Genomic DNA, 22,018 nt, shown 5'->3' on the forward strand with positions numbered 1-22,018 from the left:
CCAATATGACGGAGGATGCGGCTCAGGTGAAAACCTCCGCCCGTGGTTCCGCAATCAGCGAATTCGGCCCGTATTTGTTCGGACCTTCCGTGCCCGGAAGCAAGCAGATCACGATCACCGCAGGCCCGGCAAGGATCGCCAAACCCGGAATGGCACAGAGAAGAACCAGCGTGCCATATCGGGAGCTGGAAATACCGCAATCCTGGAAACGTCGCGCGTGAAGGGCCGTTTGCGGCGACAAGGTCGCCAATAGGAACAGGATCAGGATGGTCATCATGACTTCTGCGATCTGCGAAAGTCCGTCAGGCCCATCCGTCGCCTCGCTGACCGTAACAAGCAGCGGGACATACGCAGCCAGCAGCGCCCAGTAGAGCAGTTGGAACCACCAATATTCCGAGCGGGAGGCGCGACCGGAGAAGATCGCGTACTTCTTCGACAGAACCGTTCGGACAGATTCAGCAAACCCCATTTGAAATGCCCACTCCCAGCCCTAGGCGAAAACCTCGGCCCTGCCCTCCGGGCGCAGCGGATCCGGCCCGTATTTGTTCGGACCTTCCGTACCCCTGAGCGCCGAAACGATAAGAATTCCTATGCCCGCACCGCGACCGATATAGGGAACAAAGCTCAGAATGACTGCCACAAAATACCACCAACCGGACATGTTGCGATCATGGAAGCGGCGAACATGAAGGGCTGCCTGCGGCAAGAACATTGCAAGTATGAACAGTCCAATCACGACAATAATAAACGTAGTCGATGACGAATATCCGTCAGGCCGGCGCGTCGCGTCTGTGACCACGCCGAACAGCACAAAAAGGGCAAGCAAAAGCCCCCAGAAAAACAGCTGAAACCACCAATATTCTGAACGGCCGGCGCGACCGGAAAAGGTCAAATATTTCCTCCTCAGAACCGTCCGGACAGATTCAGCAAACCCCATCGAAATGCCCCATTTCCGCTTACCCCAAGCGCCCCCACGTCAACCCATCCCACTGGAATGGCAGTCGTTTCGGATAAAAAGTGCTACAATTCAAACGTGGGGATTGCAACAACACAGTTGTATCGCCTCGCATTTCAAAGAAATAACGATCTTGCGTTGTTTTTCTGCATCGCAGTATCGCTCGAGACTAATTTGCCGGGAACGCAGCTCTCGGCAAGTCGATATTGCGGGTAAACCAATGCCCTAGGCAAAAACCTCCGCCCTTACCTCAGGACGCAGCGGATCCGGTCCGAACTTGTTCGGACCTTCCGTGCCCCTAAGCACGGTAATGACGAAGCCCGCGAGGCCCGCGACAACATTGAGGTAGGGAATGAAGTTTGCGATAAAAATCGCGAGATACCACCAGCCCGAGATGTTGCGATCATGGAAGCGGCGAACCGTGAGGGACATCTGCGGCAACATCATTGCGAGCACAAACAGGCCGGCGATGACCCCAATGGCAATGAGCAGTGACGACGGTCCATCCTGACCATTGGAACCGGCGGCCAAAGCAGCAAAAATTCCAAGCCCGACCAGCACCAACCCGTAGAACAGCTGAAACCACCAGCACTCCGAGCGGGAGGCCCGACCGGAGAAGGTAGCATATTTTTGCGTCAGAACCGTCCGAACAGCTTCGGTAAACCCCATAAAGTGCCCCCATTTCTGCTTGTTGCTCGCGTGGTGACCTCTCACCATCGCCTTGGAATGACAGTTGTTTCGAATGAGAAACAGCTACGATTCAAACGCAGAAATTGCAATAAATCAGTCGTATCCGTCACTATTCAAAAATGAAAACGCTTTTGCGTTCAATTTCTTCACACAGCTGGAATTAGGCCGTCGATTCCATCGGAAGCGGGCCGCCGCGCCGATTGACCTGCCCCCCCCTGCGAAAGGCAAAACAGAGCCAAGGTGGCAATAGCGCAGCCAGCAAACCCAACATTCCCGATGGCGATGCCTTAGGCGAAAACCTCGGCTCTCACTTCCGGACGCAGCGGATCCGGGCCGAACTTGTTCGCGCCGACAGTGCCCGGAAGCACGCTGATCACGAAAATGGCGATGCTCGCAATCAAACCGACATAGGGAACCAGCCCCAGGATCACCAGCGCGAGGTACCACCAGCCGGACATGTTGCGATCGTGGAAGCGGCGGATCTGAACGGCTAACACCGGCAAAATAGTTGCAAGCAGACACAATCCGCCGATGACCATGAGACCAACGACAAGCGACGAAAGTCCATCCCAACCGCCAGAAGCAGCGGCGGCCACACCAACTACAATTCCAAATCCGATCCACACCAAGGCATAAAATAGATAAAACCACCAATATTCCGAGCGGGATGCCCGACCGGAGAAGGTTGCATATTTTTCTCTCAGAACTGTGCGAACAGCGTCAGTAAACCCCATTGAAATGCCCCCATTTCTGCTTGCCGCGAGCGCGGTGCCGACTCACCATCGCCTAGAAACGATAGTCGTTTCGTAGGACAAAGTGCTACAATTCAAACGCAGAGATTGCAATAAGTCAGTTGCAGCTCTCCGCGATGTGAGAAAAGCAACGATTTTGCGTTGAGTTTTTTCATCTCCAGGGCCGACGATGCCTTAAAGGCAATGGCGAAGTACAACCGGAATTCTTTCAACGACGTGCCCCGCCGTTGCCGATATGGTATTCTCGGCCACCACCGGCTGACGTTAGGGATATTGCCGCAGCCAGGTTTCTTTCGGGGAACTATCCGGAGGCACTGTCGCTTCTGGAAAAAATGGCCGAGCCCGGACCTCGCCCTTTCAAGCCGCCACATCGAAGACGCCGCCGGCCGATCCTCACGACAGCGCGAATATCCTCACCTCGCGCGCGATGCCCTGCAGCTCCTCCATGCGGGAGGCCGAGGTGATGCCGCTGTCGCGCAGCATTTCCGAGACTTGCTCGTTGCCGACGACCGCCTCCGTCGTCAGGATCACCTGCGGTTCGGCAAGGCCCTGCACGCGCGAGGCGATATTGACGGTCTGGCCGAAATAGTCCTGCCGGTCGTTCATGCTGACGGCAAGGCATGGTCCCTCGTGGATGCCGATCTTCAGGAGCAGATCCTCGCTGCCGCGCTCGGCATTCAGCCGCATCATTGCCTCGCGCATCCTGAGCGCTGCCGCCACCGCGCGGTCCGGGCTCGGGAAGGTCGCCATCACGGCATCGCCGATGGTCTTGACCACCGCCCCGGCCTCGGTGGCGACGATCTCGTGCAGGACCCGGAAATGGGTGCGCACCAGGTCGAAAGCGGCGAGATCGCCGACGCGCTCGTAAAGCGCCGTCGAGCCACGCAAGTCGGTGAAAAGGAAGGTCAGGCTGGTGATCTTCAGGCGCTGGTCCACATCGAGCGTGTCGGTGCGGTAGATGTCGCGAAAACTCTGGTTGGTCAGCAGGCGCTTGGCCGTCAGGAAGGGCCGCCTGCGGCCGAGAATGTCGTGCATCTCGTCTGCCGCGATACAGACATTCGGCAGCACGCGGCGATCGGTGTGATTTTCCAGCGTCAGGCGCAGCACACCGGGGTGCATGACGAGCGTATCCTGCTGTGCATGACCGTGACTGAGGACCATCGAGAGGTTCTGGCGTTCGCTGGTCGGCTCGCCCTTCACATCGATGAACTGCGCCGAATGCGTCACCGCATCGAAGATGATGACGAATTCCGCCGGCAGCTGCAGCGAGACGAAGGCCTTCTCGCCGGGATCGAGCTCGATCATTTCAAGCAGGATGCGCGCAAACCTTTCCTCGAGATCGTCAGGCAGGTCGACGCCGGAGGAGAAGAAGATCTGCCGGTAATATTCGAAGGGCGGCAGCCGGTCCGGGTCGTGGCCGGCAATCCGGCGCACGCGCGGGCTGACAGTGAAGGTGACCTCGACCATCTCGTCGAGCGTCGGCTCGTAGCCGGCCGCACACAGCGCGCAATGATAGGCCTCCCGGTCGACGGCTTTCAGGGTGGCGCCGGTATCGAGCACTCCGCCGCATCCCGGGCAGAGAACGTTCCAGGTCATCTCGAAGGCGCCGATGCGGGCTGCGTGCAGAAAGGCTGCGATCGACCTCTCTTCATCGAGATCGTGTGCCTTGGCAAAGGCCAGCGCATTGATGCGGTTGAGGTCGCGATCGGCGCCGTGCCGGACGATATTCTCGATGCACTCGACCGCCTGCGGATCGGCCGCTTGTCTCAGGGCCGAAAAGAGAACGTCCACTTCGCTCATCGCACAGGTCTCCGTGCACGCAACGCCACGGCTGATGATGCCGTATCAGGCTGAAATTATATCACGGAACGTGCTGATAGAAATCGGTATGGCGGGGTGCCGCGCAATACCCGATCGAATGCCGGATTTTTTCGAAACCATGCGCCGTCCGGCTCTGGAAATCCGCGACATCGGGCTGTCGCCCGTCACAATCTCCCGCTAGAAGGTCAGGCCCGGATCGGGCAAGGGAGACCAGAAAGTTGCAGCAGCGAAAGTCACTGAAGATTGTACCCGTCCTGACGGCCGTCGCATCCCTGTGGTGCGTATCCCCTCTGCAGGCGCAGGACCCGGCTGGCGGCCTGGCCTGGTCGAAAGATCCGGCCAGCCATTGCGAATTCGTCTCTCCCGTGTCCCTGACCGCAGGCCCGACATACTGGACCGGCGCATGCCCTGATAACAAGGCGTCCGGCCCGGGGATGCTGCGCCGCCGCGACGGCGATCGCGCCGGACCTGCCTTCTATGGAGAGATGCGGGCCGGCGTGCCCGTCATCGGCGTGATCGACGACGAAGGCTACCGCGTCGGCAAGTTTAGGGGTGGCGATATCGGGGGCGATGCGGAACTGGACCCTCAGGTCAGGCTCGACGCGTTCCGCGCAGCCGCAAAGGCCGCCCGTGACGTTGCCGGCCTCTACGCCAAGCAAGGGAACGCCGCCTCATCCCGCCACTATGAAAGCGTGGCGAAACAGCTGGACGAGCAGATCGAATGAAGGCCCGGCGCCTCGGCTCTGCGGATTGAGATCCGCCTCGTCACATATCCTCGGTAAACGTCTCGACCGTGATCTCGAAGACGACGATCTGCGGCCACTCGCTGCGGCTGGACACCATGGTCTCCTCCGAGACCATGGAGATCAGGAAGTCGCGGCCGACTGAATCACGGTACTGGCTGGCCGGCGAATCCCACAGGCAGCAGGAGCGCTTGAGCCGGTTCAAACCCACGGCCTTGATGAGATAGGCCTCGGTTGCAGCCGCAAACCGGCCGGAGACGCGGTATGTCGCCTCAAGCGGTTTGCCCTGCCGATCCGGGGCATAGTTGCAGCCGGCGAATTCGACATGAGCAGGCTTCTTCCTGATCTGCGCCAGGAAATCGCCGCAACCCTGCGCCGTCACCGGCCTGGGTGCGGACGCTGCCATCAGCGGTGGCGCAACCATATTGCCGAGCGACCATATGGCAAGAAGACAAGCGGCAAACTTCATGACCAGCCCCGTCCGGACACCCGATGCCGGCATCGAGCCTTATAGCGGATAATCGGGTCGGGGACAGATAGGCCGGTCAGGGTGCGTAGCGGCTGAACACGAAGTCGCGGTCCTTGACGACCGAGTGACAGGAAAAACATGCTTCGGGCATTGCTTTTGCGGAGGGCTTGCCGTCGTCGAACTCGACATATCCCCAGCCGCCTGTCGAAGCATATTTTGTCGCGTCCTTGACCATGAACTGCACGCCGTTCTTGGGCAACCCGGCAACGAATGACTGGGCAGCGCCAAAGGCCGCCTCGCTCTCTTCCAGCGGGTGATAATCCCAGGCCAGGCGCCCGATGATGGTGCCGTCGGGATAGGTGGCGGCCCCCTCCCGGAAGGCTTTGATCGCGATATCATTGCCGAGGATGGCCCTGATATCGTTGAGCTTGCCTTCCTCATGCGCCACGGTGATCAGCGGCCAGTCGCGGTAGCCGGCAGGCAGCTCCGACAGGGCCGGCGCACGTCCCTCATCGGCCCCGGATGCGGCGGCATTGTAACCGACGAGGCCGGTAACCAGACCAACGGCCAGTGACACCACGACAATCTGCTTCATTGAATGCTCTCCTGCGATCAAATGCGGAGCAACATTCGCAGATATTGCCGCGAGCGAAATCATACCTTGATATGGTAGAACAGTCCCGCTGCAAGTCTAAGGGCCCTGCTGACAGGCGTGAGTGCCGCGCCGGTTCCGCCGGTGAAGCGGCGTATTTCCTCAGCCGCCCAGGGCGACCGCGATTGCAACCAGGAACAATCCGAGGCAGGTCATGGTGATGCCCGCATAAAACGGGCGGCCGCCCGAAAACCGGGCCCACGCATAGCCGGTCACGAACAGCAGCGCGATCAGAAGGAAGTTGCTCGCTCTCAGGGCGCGGTTGGCATCGTCGATCAGAAAGAACGGGACGACCGCAGGAAGTGCGGTGGCCGAGACCAGGATAAAGATCGCAATTGCCGCCGACAGATCGTCTCTCGTCAGCGGCACCTTCACCGGCTCGGCACGGGTTGTGAGTGCCAGCAGCGACCGATAGAGCGCCTCCGCGTCGGCAGGCTTTGCGGAGAGCGGCGTGCCTTCGATCGGAAACTCCTTCGCGAGCACCGCGAGTGCGGCGCCTTCGTCGCTCGCCGTCTTGACCTGCCGGAACAGGCGCAGACGCCTGCTCCTGAAAAACTTCGTTCCGAGCGTGAACAGGACGGCGTCGATAATGCCCCAGGCGAGATTGCATCCGATTGTCGCAACGACGAGGTCGCGCACGACCAGTCCTTCCTCACGCAGGACGAGCCTCGAACCGATCGTCCAGGTCAGCGCCATGATCAGCCCGAAAAGCACCTCGCCGAGCGCATCGCCGGGATCGAGATTTTCGAAGATGGAAAAGATCCCCGTAGGCTTCATGGAATGGCTCCGGGCAGGTCGCAGCCCGGGAACTATGATCGAAGTGGCGGATCTCTTCATTGCGTTGAATCAAGGCCGAGACAACGAGGGCCTGAAAAGCGGGGTTCGGCATTGCGTCGGGAACTGGCGCGCGCCCCGCGTCCCGTGTGCGTGTCCTACAGTAATATACGTAGCCGTTGAGCCATTTCATGCATAATGGCAGGGTCGATCCCGGTCGGTTGGCCGCCATCGAAGATCGGGCGAAATCCTGAAGCGCGGTCCTCCGCGGATGATCTTATCGCTACTTGTTCTGACGCGGGATCACCCGTGCGTGCGCCTACCCAAGACATGGACCTTCCGATGGGGATCGGAAGCATGTCGAGAAGAGTGAGGCAATGATGCGCGGCAGGGCGCGCGCAATACGAAACAGGCCTGCCGCGTGGCCAATGACCAGAGCAACGCCGCCTGCAGACAGGACAAGCGCCAGACCAGGCAGAGCGGCCGCAAGACTGCGCGCGACCTGAAAATACTGAGATCTGGCCCTTCGGGCACAGCAGCTGGAGCGGCCGGAAACTCGCAGTCCCGCCCTTCAGGCGCACCGAGATCATACCGCGCCGATCCGCAGCAAGGACGGCGCGGCATTTGCCGGGCGGGGGCCCGGGCACTGGGGGGAAAATCATGGGCTGGAACCGGCTCTATAGCTTGAAGAGCTACATCAAGTCATCGCTATGGCTGGTGCCATTCATTGCCCTGCTCCTCTATATCATGGCAATCCGCGTTGCCTCTCTGCTGGAGCCTTGGCTCGTCTCGATCGAAGCATGGCCATGGGGCATAGAAGGCACCCAGAGGCTGCTCGAAACGATCGTCACGATGACGCTCACCTTCGTCGTCTTCACCTTCGGCTCGCTGCTGGTGGCGATCCAGATCGCAGGTGGCCAGCTGACGCCGAGGATCATCGCGACGACCCTGCTGAGCGACAACGCCATTCGCTTCACCGTCGGGCTTTTCACATTCACCCTGCTCTTTGCAACCGGTGCGCTGATGCGGCTGGAAGCCGCCATCCCGCAGGCCATCGTGGAGATCGCCGGCCTTCTCGGTTTTCTGTCCATCGCCGCCTTCCTCTATCTGATCGACTATGCCGCCCGCCTTCTGCGGCCGGTGAGCATTATCCTGCGCGTGAGCGAGCAGGGCCGCGCGGTGATCGAGGATGTCTACCCTGCAATGGCGAAAGCCGAGGCCGACGCCGCCCCCACTTACCTGCGCCCCGGCAACGAGCCGGACAGAGTCATCCTCTACCGGGGGCGGCCCGCCATCATCGTCGCCGTCAACAAGGATGCGCTGCTGGCGCAGGCCGAGAAGACACGCTCCGTCGTCGAGCTGGTTCCGCGCATCGGCGATTTCGTCGCCTCCGGCGAACCCCTCTTCCGGCTCTACGGCATCCTGTCGCCGGACGAAGGCAAGCTGAGATCGTTGATTGCCTTCGGGCCGGAACGGACCCTTGAACACGACGCGACATTCGCCTTCCGGATCATCGCCGACATCGCGATCAAGGCGCTTTCGAAAGCGATCAACGATCCAACGACGGCCGTGCTCGCGATCGATCAGCTGCAGCGCCTGCTCTGCTTCGCCGGCAAGCGCGATCTGGGCAAGGAAGCGATTTTCAACGCGGCCGGCGAATTGCGGGTCATCTGCAGGACCCCGGACTGGGAGGATTTCGTGAAGCTCACCTTCAGCGAGATCAGGCTCTACGGCGCCGAGAACTTTCAGATCGCCCGCCGCCTGCGTGCCGTGCTGGAATATGGGCAGCAGGTGCTGCCCGAATTCCGCCGGCCTGCTCTCGAAATGGAAATGGCTCTGCTCGATCGACGGCTCGCCCAGATCTACGACTTTCCGGAGGATCTGGAACTTGCCAAAATGCCGGACACGCAGGGCCTCGGCGGTTCGAAATCCCTTCCCCCGAAAGCGCAGCCTGCAACCGGCTCGGTCACCCCTTTTCGTCAATAGCGATCGACGCGGTTCCGATTGTGCCAATCCGGACGGCGGGTTCGGGATTTCCGCCGGTCCGGCCTTCCCTCGGGTTTTCGCGCTTACTGCTGGATATCGGGCTCGACCAGGCGTGCGAGATTGCGCAACGATTCCTGCCAGCCGAGATAGCAGGCCTCCGGCGGTATGAGATCCGGAATGCCCGCCTGCACCACGTTGAGTTCGGTGCCGACCGATACCTTCGTCAGGGTCACGGTCACGTCCATTTCGCCGGGCAGGTTGGCATCGTCGAACTTGTCGGTGTAGCGGATCCGCTGGCCGGGAACGAGCTCCAGATATTCGCCGCCGAAGGAATGGCTGTGGCCGGTCGTGAAGTTGCGGAAGGACATCCTGTGCGTTCCGCCGACGACGGGCTCCAGATGATGGACCGTGCAGGTAAAGCCGTTTGGCGGAAGCCATTTGGCCACGGCATCGGCTTCCAGGAATGCGCGATAGACCTTGTCCGGCGTGGTCGCAAGGACACGGTGAAGTTTGATTGTGCTCGGCATGATGATCCTCCTTTGGATTGAACTTTGGCAATGCCTCTAGGACGGCCCTTGTCCTCCCGATCCGACATTGCGACTGATTTTTTTGTTTCCACCCCTTCGCCGATCATAGGGCAACCGTTCAAAAACACGACGGCAAAAAGCTGTTTTTATTTTTGCAAATCGATTTGCAAATCGATTTTTTGTGTGTTTTGATGCGCTCATGAGCACGATAGGCAAGGTCGCAGAACGAGCAGGAGTATCGCGGACGACAGTCTCGCATGTGCTCAATCATGCCGATCGCGTCTCCCAGGCGCTCAGGGAAAAAGTGCTCGCGGCGGTCGAGGAACTCGGCTACGTGCCGAACCCGCAGGCCCAGAGCCTGCGCACCGGCAAGACCAATCTGGTCGCCATGCTGATCCCCGATATCCGCAACCCCTTCTATCCCGAGCTCGTCAAGACGGCGCAGTCGGAGATGGAGGCGGCCGGCCTCGACATGCTGATCTTCAATACCGACGTGCCGGGCGGCCATTCGCAGGAGCACGGACGCGAATATCTGCGCCAGATCCGCAACCGCCRCATCGACGGCCTGATCGTCGGCGACTTCGCCCTGCACGGCATGCACGACGCGCTCTTAGGCATCGACCTGCCGACGGTGTTCATCGGCGACCTGCCCAATCGGGCCGTCGACAGCCTGAAGATCGATGATTTCGGCGGCGGCCGGCTGATGGGGCAATATCTGGCCTCCAAGGGGCACAAGCGCATCGCCCATGTCACCGGCCCCTCCTTCTTTGCCGAAGCGATGGCGCGCGCGGCAGGCTTCGAACAGGGCCTGCGCGATGGCGGGATCGAGCCCGATCCCGCCCTGCGTTTCGAGGGCAGCTATCTCGGTCCGTCGGGCCAGGCCTCCGTCGAGTGGCTGTTGGCGCACCACAAGGGCGCCCTGCCCTCGGTCGCCTTCTTCGCCAACTTCCTGATGGCCTCCGGCGCGCTTGCCGAGTTCTACGATCGCGGCATCAGGATACCGCAGGATATGGCGGTCTCCGTCTTCGGCGACCAGACGCAGCTCGAATATGTGCGCCCGCGCCTGACCCGCGTCGGCCGCCCGCCTGCAGCCCTTGCCGAGCGCGCCACCGCGATGCTGCTCGAGCGCATGTCAGGACGCTATGACGGGCCGCCGCGCTCGGAAATCATCGCCTGCAGCCTTCAGCCTTTCGATACCGCATGAACAAAAACCGCCCGCAGTTCGGAAGAGGAGCCGGCCTGCAGGTCCATCAACGGGAGGAAGACATGACCGATATCAAGACGCCTGCAAAGGGCATTTCCCGTCGGCAGCTGATCCGCAAGGGTGCGCTGTTCACCGGCGCCGGGCTTGCCGCCGGCCTGACCGGCTTTCCCTATATCAACCGGATGGCGGTGCGCGCTCAAGGCACGCCACTGAAATTCTGGCAGTTCTATGCGCCGGGCGGCCAGGTCGCCAGCCAGGTCGATTGGTTCACCCAGATGATCACCGCCTGGAACGACAGCCACGAGCAGAAGGTGGAGCTCGAATACGTTCCGAACGCCGAATATATCAACGGCCCCAARCTCGCCACCTCCTTCGCCTCCAATGAAGGCCCGGATATTTTCCTGATCTCGCCCGGCGATTTCCTGCGCTATTACAATGGCGGCGTGCTGCAGGACCTGACGCCGCATATCGACGACGCCACCAAGGCGGATTTCCCCGAAAGCGTCATCGCCAACCGCATGGTCGACGGCAAGATCTACGGCGTGCCGATGGAAGTCGAGCCGATGGCCATGTATTACTCGGTCAAGGCTTTCGAGGAAGCCGGTCTCAACGAGAACGATGTGCCCAAGACCTGGGACGAACTGCTCGAAGTCGCCACGAAGCTGACGACGCCGAACCGCTACGGCGTGCTCTTCGAGACCACGCCCGGCTATTACCAGAATTTCACCTGGTACCCGTTCCTCTGGCAGGGCGGCGGCGAATTCCAGACGAAGGACGGCAAGAGCGCCTTCGATTCACCGGCAACGGTACAGGCGCTGAAATTCTGGCAGGATGCCGTCAATAGCGGTGCCGCGCCTCGCCAGGTGCTCGGCAATGGCGCCAACGATACGGTGGCCAATCTTGCCGCCGGCTATTGCGCCATCCAGAATGTCGGCATCTGGGGCATTTCGCAGCTTGCGGGCAATGCCAAGGATTTCGAATACGGCGTCTTCAGGCTGCCGACACCGGCCAACGGCAAATATGTGACCGTCGGCGGCGGCTGGGCCTTCGTTGCCAATGCCAAGGGCAAGAGCCCGGATGCGGCTGCCGAATTCTGCGCCTGGGCGCTCGCCTCCATGGACAAGGGTTCCGTGCAGCGTGTCGCCGACTGGTGCACCAAGGCGAAATCCGACATGCCGCCGCGCAACAGCGCGCTGAAGGCCGGCGGCGATGCCTTCACTGCCGGCAATATCGGCACCTTCGCTAAAGATATTCACCCCGGGACACGGGCTGAACCGCGGGTGCCGCCGGAGGTCTACAAGATCATTTCCGACGCCATCCAGCAGACGCAGCTTGGCGGCGCCGATCCGCAACAGACGGCGACCGCAGCTTCCCAGCAGCTCGACGCGTTCCTCGCTTCCTATAGCGGCGCGCCGATCCTCTAGCTGAGAAGCGGGCCGCACGCGAACCTCGCGTGCGGTCTTTCGGGAGATGCAGATGGATACGGGTATGAGCCCACACCAGAACAAGCCGGATCAGAGCCAGGCCGATCCAGTCACGCCCCTTCGCCGCAAGGGCCTGTCGGCCAAGCATCGCGAATGGATCGCGGGCTATCTCTTCGTGCTGCCGGATGCGATCGGCCTTCTGATCTTCCTCGGCCTGCCGATGGCGCTTTCGCTGGTGCTGGCGCTCTTCGAGGTCAACGGCTTCGGCGGCTATCGCTTCGTCGGCTTTGCCAATTTCCTGCGCATGGGCAAGGACCCGCTTTTCTGGCAGGCGGCCCGCGTCACCGCGCTCTATGCCGTCCTGCTCGTGCCGCTTCTCTATGTCTGCGGCCTCGGGCTTGCCCTTCTCGTGCAGAAGACCAACCGTTTCAACGCGGTCATGCGGGCCATGTTCTTCGCGCCGCACATGGTCAGCCTCGTCGTCGTCGCCGTCGTCTGGCAGTTCATGGTGGTCGACAAGATCGGCGTGATCAACAAGCTGACGCCGCTTCTCGGGATTTCAGGCGTTTCCTTCCTCGGCGATCCGCAATTTGCCCTCGTCACCGTCGTCTTCGTCAGCCTCTGGTTCCTGATGGGCTTCTACATGCTGATCTTCTTGGGCGGCTTGCAGGACATCCCCAAGGAATATTACGAAGCGGCCAGGATCGATGGCGCGAGCCCCTATCACTGCTTCTGGCACATCACCCTGCCGCTCCTGAAACCCACGAGCTTCTTCGTGCTGATGGTCTCAATGGTGGCGGCTGTCGCCGGCGCCCAGGCCTTCGACATCATCTACGTCATGACCAAGGGCGGGCCGGCAAATTCCACCTCGGTGCTGATCGTCTACATCTACCAGCAGGCCTTTTCCTTCGGCGCCTTCGGTTATGCCGCCGCCATGTCCTCGGTGCTGGTCATCGTGCTGATGCTGGTCACCGCCATTTTCTTCGTCATGACCAAGGGAGGCCGGTTCAACTATGACTGAGGCACGCGCTTCATCCTATCCTTCCAACTCGCAGGTGACGATCGTGCGCGTCCTCTGGATGCTCGTGACCGCGATCCTGGCGCTGATGATCCTCTTTCCGCTTCTGTGGATGGTGTCGATCGCCTTCAAGACACCGGCCGAATCCTTCTCCGCCAATCTGATCCCCGAACATCCGACCCTCGACAATTTCAAATATGTGCTGACCGGCGTTCCCTTCATCCGCTACATGGCCAACAGCTTCTTCGTGTCGGCGAGCGTGACTGTGATCGCGCTGTTCTTCCACACGATGGCGGGTTATGCGCTGGCGCGCCTGCGCTTTCCCGGCCGCGAGGTGATCTTCCTGGCGATCTTTTCCACCTTCCTCGTGTCCCTGCCCGTCATCATCGTGCCGCTCTTCGTGATCGTGCGCGCCATGGGCATGCTGAACACCTATGCCGGACTGATCGTGCCGGCCATCTTCAATGCCTTCGGCATCTTCCTTCTCCGGCAATATTACCTGTCGCTGCCGCGCGAGATGGAGGAAGCGGCGATTGTCGACGGCGCCGGCTACTGGCGCATCTACTGGAGCATCATCCTGCCGCTCAGCCGGCCGATCATGGCAGCACTCGCCATCCTGTTTTTCCTGGCCAACTGGAACGCCTTCCTCTGGCCGCTGACGGTCGCCTCCAAGGCCGACCTCTGGGTGGTCCAGGTCGGCATCGCCAATTTCAAGAGCCAGTATTCCGCCTCGTGGAACTACATGATGGCGGCCTCCACGATCGTCGCCATCCCGACCCTCGTGCTCTTCATCATCTTCCAGCGCCAGATCATGGATTCGCTGAAAACCAGCGGACTGAAATAACATCGAGAGGAGATTTGAATGACCCAGGCTGGCATTTCGCCGCTGCGCGGGCTTGCGACACTGAGAAAGGCGAAGACGCGCCGTTTCTCCAGCTACGACCGCACCGGCGGCAATGACGACCGGCTGCATATCGAGCCGGGCAAGACCGTCGTGATCGCCGAACATGCGGGCGCCGGCATCGTCACCCACATCTGGGCGACACTTGCCTGCGAGAGCGAAAGCTTCCTGCGCAAGATCGTGCTGCGCGCCTACTGGGATGGCGAGGACAGCCCCAGCATCGAGGCGCCGATCGGCGATTTCTTCGGCATGGGCCATGCTCAAACAGGCAATTATGCCAGCCTGCCGATGCAGGCGAGCCCCGAGGACGGCAAGGCCTTCAACTGCTATTTCCCGATGCCCTTTGGCAGCCACATGCGCTTCACCATCACTAATGAAGCCGAACACGACCTGCTTTTCTACTACTATGTCGATCTCGAGCTGCATGACCGGCTGGAAGACGGCCTTGGCCGCTTCCACGCGCAGTACCGACAGGCGCGCCCCAAGGGCGAAAGCGAGGCGGGTCTCACCAACGAACAGTTCCTCTTCGGCGGCGAGACGACCGACGGCAAGGAGAACTATACAATCCTCGAAGCCGAGGGCCACGGCCACTATGTCGGCGTGCTCTTTTCCGTCTATTCGCGGCGCCGCTCCGATGTCTGGGACTGGTACGGCGAAGGCGACGACATGATCTTCATCGATGGCGAGCCGGGCCTCTCCGTGCCCGATACCGTGCGCAAGCCCGATCCGCGCATCGGCCCGAAAGCAGCCCTCATCGAGCCGCGCGGCGAAAGCAGCCTAGGGGCCAACGACGCCTGGCCGCCGACCCTGCACGGCACCGGAACGGAAGATTATTTCAACACCGCCTGGTGCCCGACGCAGGAGTATAGCGGCCCCTATCACGGCATCATCTCCGCCGGCGGCCCGAACTGGACCGAGCCGGTCACGCTCTACCGCTGGCACCTCGAAGACCCCGCCATCTTCCAGAAGCGCATCCGCGTGACGATCGAACACGGCCACGCCAACCGCCGCTCCGACGACATTTCCTCCGTCGCCTTCTGGTACCAGGCCGAACCGCACAAGCCGTTCGATACATTGCCCGCGATGGAAGAGCGCATCCCGACCTTCCGGCGGCCCTATCAGAACTGGAATGCGGCAGCGGCGGCAGCGAAGAAGAGTGGCATGTAGAGCGAGTAGAATAGACCCCTCCCCAACCCCTCCCCACAGGTGGGAGGGGCCAAACCGGGGCACCGCCTCGTTCCTCTCGAAACGTCGAGGATTCGTCTTCGGAACGGTCAGCGACCGAGGATCTCGCTATGGCAATGACGGCCGAGCCAGAACGAGAAACCATCGCCGATGATCGCGCCCGCAACGGCTGACAACCCCATATGCAATGTGAGGATGGGCCCCACAAAAGCAGAAATCGCCTCGACCCATCGCATGATGGCAAGCTCGTTTGTTCAGAGAATGCCGGTGATGAAACGGTCCACGCGCGTTTCCGGCTTGTAGAAGGTTTTGACGATGACGGCCGCGAGGATGCCCGTCAAGGCTCCACCCAGCACATCGCTGAAGTAGTGGATCCCGATGTAGAGGCGCGAGAAGGACACAAGAATTGCCGCCAGAAAGAAGAGAAGCGCGCGCTTTGGCAGATTGTGCAGAAGGAAGGCCGCGGCAATGGCAAACGTCGCCGTCGCATGATCGGAAGGAAATGACGGGTCGCCGCTGCGCTCGATCAGAAGCCGCGTAATTCCCGCATCATACGGCCGGATGCGGTCGTCGAAGAGCAATATGATCTGGTTGATGCCAAGGCCGATCAAGAAGGTCAGGCCGGCGGCGACTAAGGCATGTCGGGTCTTCAACCGTTCCGAGCCAATCCACCACTGAGCGGCGACGGCAACGACGAGCATTGGTACACCATAGGCGGAGACAATGATCATGATTCGATCTAGGGCGCTACTCCCGGACAGTCCGTTGATCCATCCGGTGATTGTCGCGTCGAGTTCATACATGTGATGCCTTCCCTGCTTTCTCTGTGAGACATTCCTACCAATCCCGAAATATCTCTCAGCCGGAGCACATAGCTCTATTGTCTGACATGCACCTGAAATCTCCATCGAACCGCTGCGCTGGCCGTCTCACAATGTGGAAATCTTGCTGCCACCTCTCCGAGAACCGGCAGAAGAAGGAGGCCATTGCGGCGCCTGGACGCCAGCGCGTTCCCACGACCGGGGCCATTGGTGGCGGACGGCCTGAACCCGTCAGGAGCCAATGCCCGGTTGCCCGCCGGTCCGGCTTGCCGTTAATCTTGCCCCATGCCGCGAAAGAGAAACCAAGACGTCACCTCCTGGTATGAGGCGCCAGCGCCGGATATCTGCCCGCTCTGCGGCCGGGTCGTTCCGGCCGGGCAGCGCGACGAACACCATCTCGTGCCCAAGAGCCGCGGCGGACGGCAGACGCAGGTCCTGCACCGCATCTGCCATCGCCAGATCCACGCACAGTTTTCCGAAGCGGAACTGGAACATTCCTATGCAACCGTCGAGGCCCTGCTCGCCCATCCCGCCATCCAGACCTTCGTCGCCTGGGTGAAGAACAAGCCGCCGGGCTTTTACGACGGCACGCGGCGGAGCAACCGGCGACGGGAGTAAGGCGGCGGTTGCTCCGCGCGCTTTCATCGCCGCGCCGGCATCTCATCTGTCCTGCCTGTCGCTAGCCTCTGCGGATGCCGAGCAGCTTGTAGTGCTCACTGCCGAGATCGCCGTTCTTGGGATAGTTCTGGTAGCAGACCCTGTTCCCCTGATTGCCGCCGAGGATCTTCAGCTTTGCGCCGAGGTCCTCGACGAAAAATCCCACATGGCCGTTCGTTCCGCCTGCCGGACCGCGGGCGAAGACGGCGATGTCGCCTTCCCTGGGATTGTCGCTCGCATCCTCTCCCCAGTCCTTCCAGCTTCTCGCATCCTGCCGGTCGGTGCCGATCATGCCGGCCTGTTCGACGCAGTAGTTCACGAACGAGGAACACCAGGCGACGCTGTCGTCGGTTCCGGACCAGTGATTGGTGGTCTTGTGATACATGACGATGCGCGGGTTGTTGCCACTGCCGGGAACTTCGGCGACACCCTCTGCCAGTTCTTCCCTGGCCTTATCGTAGGGCGTGGCACCCACCGTCGATGCAAGCGGGAACCCGCCCGACAGGACCTTCAGGAAGGTTGCGTGCGTGTAGCCGTCTGCAGCGCCGTCGCCGTTCAGATCGACCTTGGCCCAGTCGCCGTTGCGCTCCAGGATGGTCAGCGGCGTGCCGAGCGCAAGCACCTTTTCCACTGCGAAACTCTCGCCCGGCCCGCGGCGCAGGTTGAGCCCGCCGGTGGCGCTGACTTCGGCCAGTTCGGAATGGATCTCGACCGCAGCCGCAAGCAGCGGCGAAGCGCCGAGCATCGGGGCCTCGGAAACCGCGCTGGCGCGGAACTGGCCGAAATCCTTCCATTTTCCGCCGACGATATTGCCGTCGTAACCGACCCCCCTGTAGGCCAGCGGCGGATGCACCTGGTAGAGCGCCCATTGGTCGGTCTTCAGCATGTCCTTCGTGCCCGACCAGCCTGTTGCCGCTGCCAGCCAGACGAAGTCCGCAAAGCCCGCCTGGCGAACCGCGGCACCGACTGCACCCGAACCATAGACCCCGACACGATGACGGCCGAACAGCGCCTGCGACACAGCCTGGAAATAAGCCCTGATCGAGGCCAGGTCCGGCGCCTTGTAATAATCGTGATCGACCGAGAAATAGATCGCCGAATTCCGCGGCTGCCCGTAGCTCTCGGCAAGATCGAGGGCACGGGCTGCGTCCCTCGCACCGGACTCGGCATCGAGATCGCCAATATTGCCGCCCGCACCGCCGCGCTGCTGAAAGACGATGGCCAGGGACAGGCCTGCATCGAGAATGTTGTCGTATTCGGCCTTTTCGATCCGCTTCTGCGGCAGCTTGTTCGAATTGGTATGATTATAGTAGCGAATGATGGTTTCGACGCCTTCGGCTTTCAGTTCGTTGGCGTATTGGCCCAATTCCCATGGGCTATCGATGACCTTGTGCATGTCGATTCCCCCGAACGATTTTGAAAAACTGGCTGAAGCCAAATAGAATTACCAGATACACTTATAGGGTGCAATATATATTGCAGAATAGCTTTTCACTTCTTCGCCAGAACCTGAACGAAATCTTGGAACTATACTGGCGCAGCAGGACAGGATACGCCAGCACTACCTGCCCTTGCCCTTCCGGGCGCGCTTGCCCGCCACCTCGACCAGCCGCCGGAAAGTCGGGCATTCCATATGGGAGGGCGCGGAGCATTCGGCGACGTGGCGCAGAGTGTCGCTGAGCGCGGTCAGCTCCCGGATCTGGCGGTCGATCTCGTCGGCCTTCTGGTGCAGCGCGGCGCGCGGCAGGTCCGGAGCGCCGGTCCTGCCGAACATGCCGGATATTTCGTCCAGCGAAAATCCGGCCGTCTTGCCCATGGCGATCAGCTTCAGCTGCAACAGCACATCGGGCGCAAACTGGCGGCGCAGCCCGTGGCGGAGGACCGAGGTGATGAGCCCTACCTCCTCGTAGTAGCGCAGCGCCGAAGGCTTGATTCCGCTGCGTGCGGAGACTTCTCCGATATCCAGAAATTTCATGCTTGACCTCAAGTCGGCTTGAATTCGTAGCCTGCTCCTGAACGACATTTCAAGCAAGAGGACATCGATATGGAACAGGCGGAAATGAATGGATCGGAGCGAAGGGAAAGGCGCGGCGCCACACTGGCGCTCTCGCTTTCCATGCTGCTCGCCTCGCTCGGCACCAGCATCGCCAACATCGCCCTGCCAAGGCTCGCGGAAGATTTTTCGGCACCCTTTGCGGAGGTGCAGGGCATCGTCGTCAGCTATCTCGCAGCCTTGACGATTTCGGTCGTCGTCGCCGGTCGGCTCGGCGATCTCTATGGGCTGAAGCGCATGCAGCTTGCGGGCCTCATGCTCTTTGCCGTGGCTTCGCTGCTTTCGGCAATGGCACCCGATCTGCCGCTGCTGATGGCGGCCCGCGCGGTTCAAGGCGTCGGCGCGGCCTTCCTGATGACGATCTCGATGGCGCTGATGCGCGAGACGGCGAGCGAGGCCCGCATCGGCCGCGCCATGGGCCTGCTCGGCACGGTTTCCGCCCTTGGCACGGCGCTCGGTCCTTCGCTCGGCGGCGCGCTGATCCCCCTTGCCGGCTGGCGCGGCATCTTCTGGGTGCAGGTTCCGCTGGCGGCACTTGCGCTGATCCTGGCGATCGCGGCGCTGCCGGCTGACAGGGCCAGGGGCAAGGCGCGCCCGGCGAATATGTTTGCCGTGATGGAAAAGCGCCTCGTCCCCAATCTCGTCGTCAATATCGTGGTGGCGGCCGTGATGATGGCGACGCTGGTCGTCGGCCCCTTCTATCTCGGCCTGGCACTCGGTTTGAAGGCAGCTTCGGTCGGCCTCGTCATGTCGGTCGGCTCCGTCATTTCCATCGTCAGTGGTGTTCCCTCCGGCAGACTGGTCGATGCCTGGGGCGCGCGCGCCGTGCTTTCGATCGGCCTTGCCCTGCTCGCCGCCGGCGCCTTCCTCTTGGCGATCCTCCCGCAGATCCTGGATGTCGCGGGCTATATTGCCGCCATCATCGTGCTGACGCCCGGCTACCAGCTTTTCCAGGCCGCCAACAATACTGCCGCCCTCGCCGATGTGCCGAAGGAACGGCGCGGCATGGCCTCCGGCCTGCTCGGACTGTCACGCAATATCGGCCTGATGGCGGGCGCATCCCTCATGGGCGCCGTCTTTGCCTATGGCGCCGGCACGGGGGATTTCATTCATGCGGCACCGGCAGCGATTTCGGCCGGCATGCAGCTGACCTTCCTGCTCGCCGGCGGGCTGATGATTGGCGCCATCGCAGTCGTCTTCGCTGGCGCCTTTGAGCGGAGATCGGCCAGAGCATGACAATTGCCGACCTGTCTCGGCGGAGCGACCAACGCCCGGGGCCGCCTTTACCAAAGCTGCAGTAACGACATGCCGCCATCGACGATTATCGAGCTGTCTGTCATGAAGTCCGACAGGTCCAACCCTTCCAAAAACMTCTTGCAGGTGCAACCATATGACGCTGACGACAAGGACGCATTGAAGAGCGTACAGCCTTCGGAGGAATTGATGCATTACACACTTCATGCGGCGCCCGGCTCCTGTGCTTTTGCGCCTCACATCCTGTTGGAGGAAATAGGGAAGCCCTATTCGCTGGCGTTAATGTCTCCAGGCCATCCAGAAACCAAGACTGAGGAATTCCGTCGATTGAACCCGAAAGGGCGAATCCCTGTTCTTGCTGCCGAGAATTTCATCCTCACGGAAGCGCCGGCAATCCTGTTGCACCTCGGTCTGGAAAATCCCGATTCCGGGCTCCTGGGAACGGATCCGATCGACATCGTCCGTTCCGTCGAATGGTTTAACTGGCTGTCGAGCGCGGTTCACGCCGTCGCCGTCCGCATGATCTGGCGTGCCGACTTTTTCTTACCGGATGAATCGATGCACCCGCCGCTGGTAGACAAGGGAAAAGAGCATCTAACCTCCGCTTTTGCACTTGTAGAAACCAGATTGAAGGACCGGGTTTGGGCAGTCGGAGAGCATTACTCGATTGTTGATCCCTATCTGCTCGTATTCTTCAGGTGGGGAAATCGCATGCCAATTGACATGCAGAATGCCTACCCGGCCTGGACCTCCCATGCTCGTCGCCTGGAGGGCCGCGCGGCAGTACAGCGAGCCATATCGCAGGAAGGAATATCCCTCTGGAAGTAGAATTTCAGTTGCATCATGCGAAGATTGGCAAGGCAGCTCAGGTAAATACGGCAATGCAGACGGCGGTCCAGAGCAACCCCGTCCCCAGTACCATCGCTCGCCTGGCGACGGCGACCTTGTCTGGCTCGTCCTCGGCCACAGGCGTGGTCACGATCCAGGGCACGCAACCAAGTGCGGCAAACCCGAGGACGGCGACGATCAGCACGAGATAATCGACGGCACGCCAGCTCCCCTGTTCATAGACACCCCAGTAACCCAGAAAGGCCATTCCGACCGCAAACATGGTGGCGGATGCGGAGCAGAGCCCCGTGACCGACCCGGTAGGCGCACGCAAATTGCTTTTTTCACGTGTCTGCGAATTCATGAGGCAATATCCACACCGATTGGCTGTCCCGCGGCGAATATGTCAGGAATCGAGCGCGGCGTGAAGCGCTGGCGACCTACTGGAATGGCCGCGAACTTCCCCGCCTCGGGCGGCGCGACCACCGCCCGAGACCAGTGCGGCTAGAGCAGCCGAACAGACATGCCGCCATCGACGATCATCGGGCTGCCGGTCATGAAGCTCGACTGGTCCGACAGCAGGAAGAGCGCTGCCTGCGCGATCTCCTTCGCTGCGGCCATCCGCTTCATCGGATGCAGGCCCGAGATATAGTCGAGGAATTCGGGGTTGTTCTCTCCACCTGCCGGCGTGATCGTTCCGCCGGGAAGCAGGCTGTTGATCCTGATGCCGTCGGCCGCGTAATCGGCGGCGACCGATTGCACGAGACCGATCAGGCCTGCCTTGGAGGCTGCGTAAGCCCCCATGCCGGGCAAGCCGCCATTGCTGTATCCGACGAAGGACGAGGTGAAGACGATCGAGCCGCTACGCTGTGCCTTCATCACGGGCAGCTGCGCCTTCAGCGCGAAGAAGGCGCTCGTCAGGTTGGTGGACATCACCGCCTCCCAATTGGCAGCGCTCATCTCCGAAAACGCCCCCATCTCGCCGACGATGCCGGCATTGTTGAAGGCGCCGTCGAGCCGGCCATAGGCATCGAGCGCCCGGTCGACGAGCGCCTGCGCATAGGCTTCATCGCGCACATCACCAGCTAGGGACACGGCCATGCCGCCCATTTCGATGATCTCGGAAACGAGCTCCGAGAGGGTCTGCGCCCGCCGCGCACCAAGCACGAGCTGTGCGCCTCTCGCGGCAAACAGCCGGGCTGCGGCCGCCCCGATGCCGCTGCTTGCACCTGAAATGATGATGACCTTGTCTTCGAGTTCCATATCCGAGCCTCCTGTTTTCATGGCAACGGAGGCGTAGGAAA

At 61.2% G+C, this 22,018-nt stretch carries 25 protein-coding genes; 10 read left to right on the forward strand and 15 right to left on the reverse strand.

What is annotated here, in order from left to right:
- Positions 1-22 precede the first annotated feature (22 nt).
- The 5 genes from AC1DF8_RS00205 to AC1DF8_RS00225 all read right to left on the reverse strand — a co-directional run bounded on the left by AC1DF8_RS00205 (position 23) and on the right by AC1DF8_RS00225 (position 4,197).
- Positions 23-469, reverse strand: coding sequence for a DUF805 domain-containing protein (locus AC1DF8_RS00205; RefSeq protein WP_018115804.1), 447 nt, complete (start codon positions 467-469; stop codon positions 23-25).
- Positions 470-490: 21 nt separating this feature from the next.
- A complete protein-coding gene (locus tag AC1DF8_RS00210) occupies positions 491-937 on the reverse strand; it encodes a DUF805 domain-containing protein (protein ID WP_113015308.1) in 447 nt (148 codons plus the stop codon).
- Between the two features lie 243 nt (positions 938-1,180).
- Positions 1,181-1,624, reverse strand: a complete 444-nt coding sequence (locus tag AC1DF8_RS00215; protein WP_029616564.1) for a DUF805 domain-containing protein — start codon at positions 1,622-1,624, stop codon at positions 1,181-1,183.
- A gap of 308 nt (positions 1,625-1,932) precedes the next feature.
- Positions 1,933-2,379 (reverse strand): DUF805 domain-containing protein, encoded by a 447-nt coding sequence (locus AC1DF8_RS00220; protein WP_477994456.1) that lies wholly within the window; start codon positions 2,377-2,379, stop codon positions 1,933-1,935.
- Positions 2,380-2,790: 411 nt separating this feature from the next.
- Positions 2,791-4,197, reverse strand: a complete 1,407-nt coding sequence (locus AC1DF8_RS00225; protein WP_477994458.1) for a DUF5939 domain-containing protein — start codon at positions 4,195-4,197, stop codon at positions 2,791-2,793.
- A 239-nt stretch (positions 4,198-4,436) separates the two neighbouring features.
- On the opposite strand from AC1DF8_RS00225, the gene AC1DF8_RS00230 reads away from it, so the two are divergent.
- Positions 4,437-4,943, forward strand: a complete 507-nt coding sequence (locus AC1DF8_RS00230) for a hypothetical protein (protein WP_477994459.1) — start codon at positions 4,437-4,439, stop codon at positions 4,941-4,943.
- 40 nt (positions 4,944-4,983) lie between these two features.
- Here AC1DF8_RS00230 and AC1DF8_RS00235 read toward each other — a convergent pair whose 3' ends face one another.
- The 3 genes from AC1DF8_RS00235 to AC1DF8_RS00245 all read right to left on the reverse strand — a co-directional run bounded on the left by AC1DF8_RS00235 (position 4,984) and on the right by AC1DF8_RS00245 (position 6,859).
- Positions 4,984-5,430 carry a DUF4952 domain-containing protein gene (locus tag AC1DF8_RS00235; RefSeq protein ID WP_477994460.1) on the reverse strand — a complete coding sequence of 149 codons (447 nt, stop codon included), beginning with the start codon at positions 5,428-5,430 and terminating at the stop codon, positions 4,984-4,986.
- A 76-nt stretch (positions 5,431-5,506) separates the two neighbouring features.
- Entirely contained in the window at positions 5,507-6,025 is a 519-nt protein-coding gene (locus AC1DF8_RS00240) for a cytochrome P460 family protein (RefSeq protein ID WP_477994461.1), read from the reverse strand.
- A gap of 159 nt (positions 6,026-6,184) precedes the next feature.
- Positions 6,185-6,859 carry a VIT1/CCC1 transporter family protein gene (locus tag AC1DF8_RS00245; RefSeq protein ID WP_477994463.1) on the reverse strand — a complete coding sequence of 225 codons (675 nt, stop codon included), beginning with the start codon at positions 6,857-6,859 and terminating at the stop codon, positions 6,185-6,187.
- A gap of 657 nt (positions 6,860-7,516) precedes the next feature.
- Here AC1DF8_RS00245 and AC1DF8_RS00250 point away from each other — a divergent pair.
- Entirely contained in the window at positions 7,517-8,842 is a 1,326-nt protein-coding gene (locus tag AC1DF8_RS00250; RefSeq protein ID WP_477994464.1) for a DUF2254 domain-containing protein, read from the forward strand.
- Positions 8,843-8,925: 83 nt separating this feature from the next.
- Here the strand turns inward: AC1DF8_RS00250 and AC1DF8_RS00255 are convergent, their stop codons facing one another.
- On the reverse strand, positions 8,926-9,369 hold the full coding sequence (locus tag AC1DF8_RS00255; protein WP_018115791.1) for an SRPBCC family protein: 444 nt from the start codon (positions 9,367-9,369) through the stop codon (positions 8,926-8,928).
- A 199-nt stretch (positions 9,370-9,568) separates the two neighbouring features.
- On the opposite strand from AC1DF8_RS00255, the gene AC1DF8_RS00260 reads away from it, so the two are divergent.
- The 5 genes from AC1DF8_RS00260 (at position 9,569) to AC1DF8_RS00280 (ending at position 15,083) form a co-directional block, all read left to right on the forward strand.
- Positions 9,569-10,573: a LacI family DNA-binding transcriptional regulator gene (locus tag AC1DF8_RS00260; protein WP_477994466.1), complete on the forward strand. Its 1,005-nt coding sequence runs from the start codon at positions 9,569-9,571 to the stop codon at positions 10,571-10,573.
- A gap of 62 nt (positions 10,574-10,635) precedes the next feature.
- Positions 10,636-11,997 carry an ABC transporter substrate-binding protein gene (locus AC1DF8_RS00265; protein WP_477994468.1) on the forward strand — a complete coding sequence of 454 codons (1,362 nt, stop codon included), beginning with the start codon at positions 10,636-10,638 and terminating at the stop codon, positions 11,995-11,997.
- Between the two features lie 64 nt (positions 11,998-12,061).
- On the forward strand, positions 12,062-13,018 hold the full coding sequence (locus tag AC1DF8_RS00270) for a carbohydrate ABC transporter permease (protein ID WP_477995046.1): 957 nt from the start codon (positions 12,062-12,064) through the stop codon (positions 13,016-13,018).
- Positions 13,011-13,859, forward strand: coding sequence for a carbohydrate ABC transporter permease (locus AC1DF8_RS00275; RefSeq protein WP_477994470.1), 849 nt, complete (start codon positions 13,011-13,013; stop codon positions 13,857-13,859). The genes AC1DF8_RS00270 and AC1DF8_RS00275 overlap by 8 nt, the downstream gene beginning before the upstream one ends.
- An 18-nt stretch (positions 13,860-13,877) precedes the next feature.
- Entirely contained in the window at positions 13,878-15,083 is a 1,206-nt protein-coding gene (locus AC1DF8_RS00280) for a glycoside hydrolase family 172 protein (RefSeq protein ID WP_477994471.1), read from the forward strand.
- A gap of 107 nt (positions 15,084-15,190) precedes the next feature.
- Here AC1DF8_RS00280 and AC1DF8_RS00285 read toward each other — a convergent pair whose 3' ends face one another.
- Both AC1DF8_RS00285 and AC1DF8_RS00290 read right to left on the reverse strand, forming a co-directional pair.
- On the reverse strand, positions 15,191-15,337 hold the full coding sequence (locus tag AC1DF8_RS00285; protein WP_477994472.1) for a hypothetical protein: 147 nt from the start codon (positions 15,335-15,337) through the stop codon (positions 15,191-15,193).
- Positions 15,338-15,355: 18 nt separating this feature from the next.
- Positions 15,356-15,904, reverse strand: coding sequence for a phosphatase PAP2 family protein (locus AC1DF8_RS00290; RefSeq protein WP_477994473.1), 549 nt, complete (start codon positions 15,902-15,904; stop codon positions 15,356-15,358).
- A 303-nt stretch (positions 15,905-16,207) separates the two neighbouring features.
- Between AC1DF8_RS00290 and AC1DF8_RS00295 the strand changes: the two genes are divergently transcribed.
- Positions 16,208-16,540, forward strand: a complete 333-nt coding sequence (locus tag AC1DF8_RS00295) for an HNH endonuclease (protein WP_477994475.1) — start codon at positions 16,208-16,210, stop codon at positions 16,538-16,540.
- A 61-nt stretch (positions 16,541-16,601) separates the two neighbouring features.
- On the opposite strand, the gene AC1DF8_RS00300 is transcribed toward AC1DF8_RS00295, so the two are convergent.
- Together AC1DF8_RS00300 and AC1DF8_RS00305 are read right to left on the reverse strand one after the other, a co-directional pair.
- Positions 16,602-17,975 carry a TIGR02594 family protein gene (locus tag AC1DF8_RS00300; protein ID WP_477994477.1) on the reverse strand — a complete coding sequence of 458 codons (1,374 nt, stop codon included), beginning with the start codon at positions 17,973-17,975 and terminating at the stop codon, positions 16,602-16,604.
- 165 nt (positions 17,976-18,140) lie between these two features.
- Complete coding sequence (locus tag AC1DF8_RS00305; protein ID WP_477994478.1) at positions 18,141-18,554, reverse strand: helix-turn-helix domain-containing protein; 414 nt, start codon at positions 18,552-18,554, stop codon at positions 18,141-18,143.
- A gap of 69 nt (positions 18,555-18,623) precedes the next feature.
- Between AC1DF8_RS00305 and AC1DF8_RS00310 the strand changes: the two genes are divergently transcribed.
- Together AC1DF8_RS00310 and AC1DF8_RS00315 are read left to right on the forward strand one after the other, a co-directional pair.
- Positions 18,624-19,868, forward strand: a complete 1,245-nt coding sequence (locus AC1DF8_RS00310; protein WP_477994479.1) for an MFS transporter — start codon at positions 18,624-18,626, stop codon at positions 19,866-19,868.
- A 207-nt stretch (positions 19,869-20,075) separates the two neighbouring features.
- A complete protein-coding gene (locus AC1DF8_RS00315) occupies positions 20,076-20,714 on the forward strand; it encodes a glutathione S-transferase family protein (RefSeq protein ID WP_477994481.1) in 639 nt (212 codons plus the stop codon).
- A gap of 37 nt (positions 20,715-20,751) precedes the next feature.
- Here AC1DF8_RS00315 and AC1DF8_RS00320 read toward each other — a convergent pair whose 3' ends face one another.
- Positions 20,752-21,078: a hypothetical protein gene (locus tag AC1DF8_RS00320; protein ID WP_018115780.1), complete on the reverse strand. Its 327-nt coding sequence runs from the start codon at positions 21,076-21,078 to the stop codon at positions 20,752-20,754.
- A gap of 140 nt (positions 21,079-21,218) precedes the next feature.
- Positions 21,219-21,977, reverse strand: coding sequence for an SDR family oxidoreductase (locus AC1DF8_RS00325; protein WP_477994482.1), 759 nt, complete (start codon positions 21,975-21,977; stop codon positions 21,219-21,221).
- Positions 21,978-22,018: the final 41 nt, after the last annotated feature.

Source organism: Rhizobium sp. 05N49, assembly GCF_056396805.1.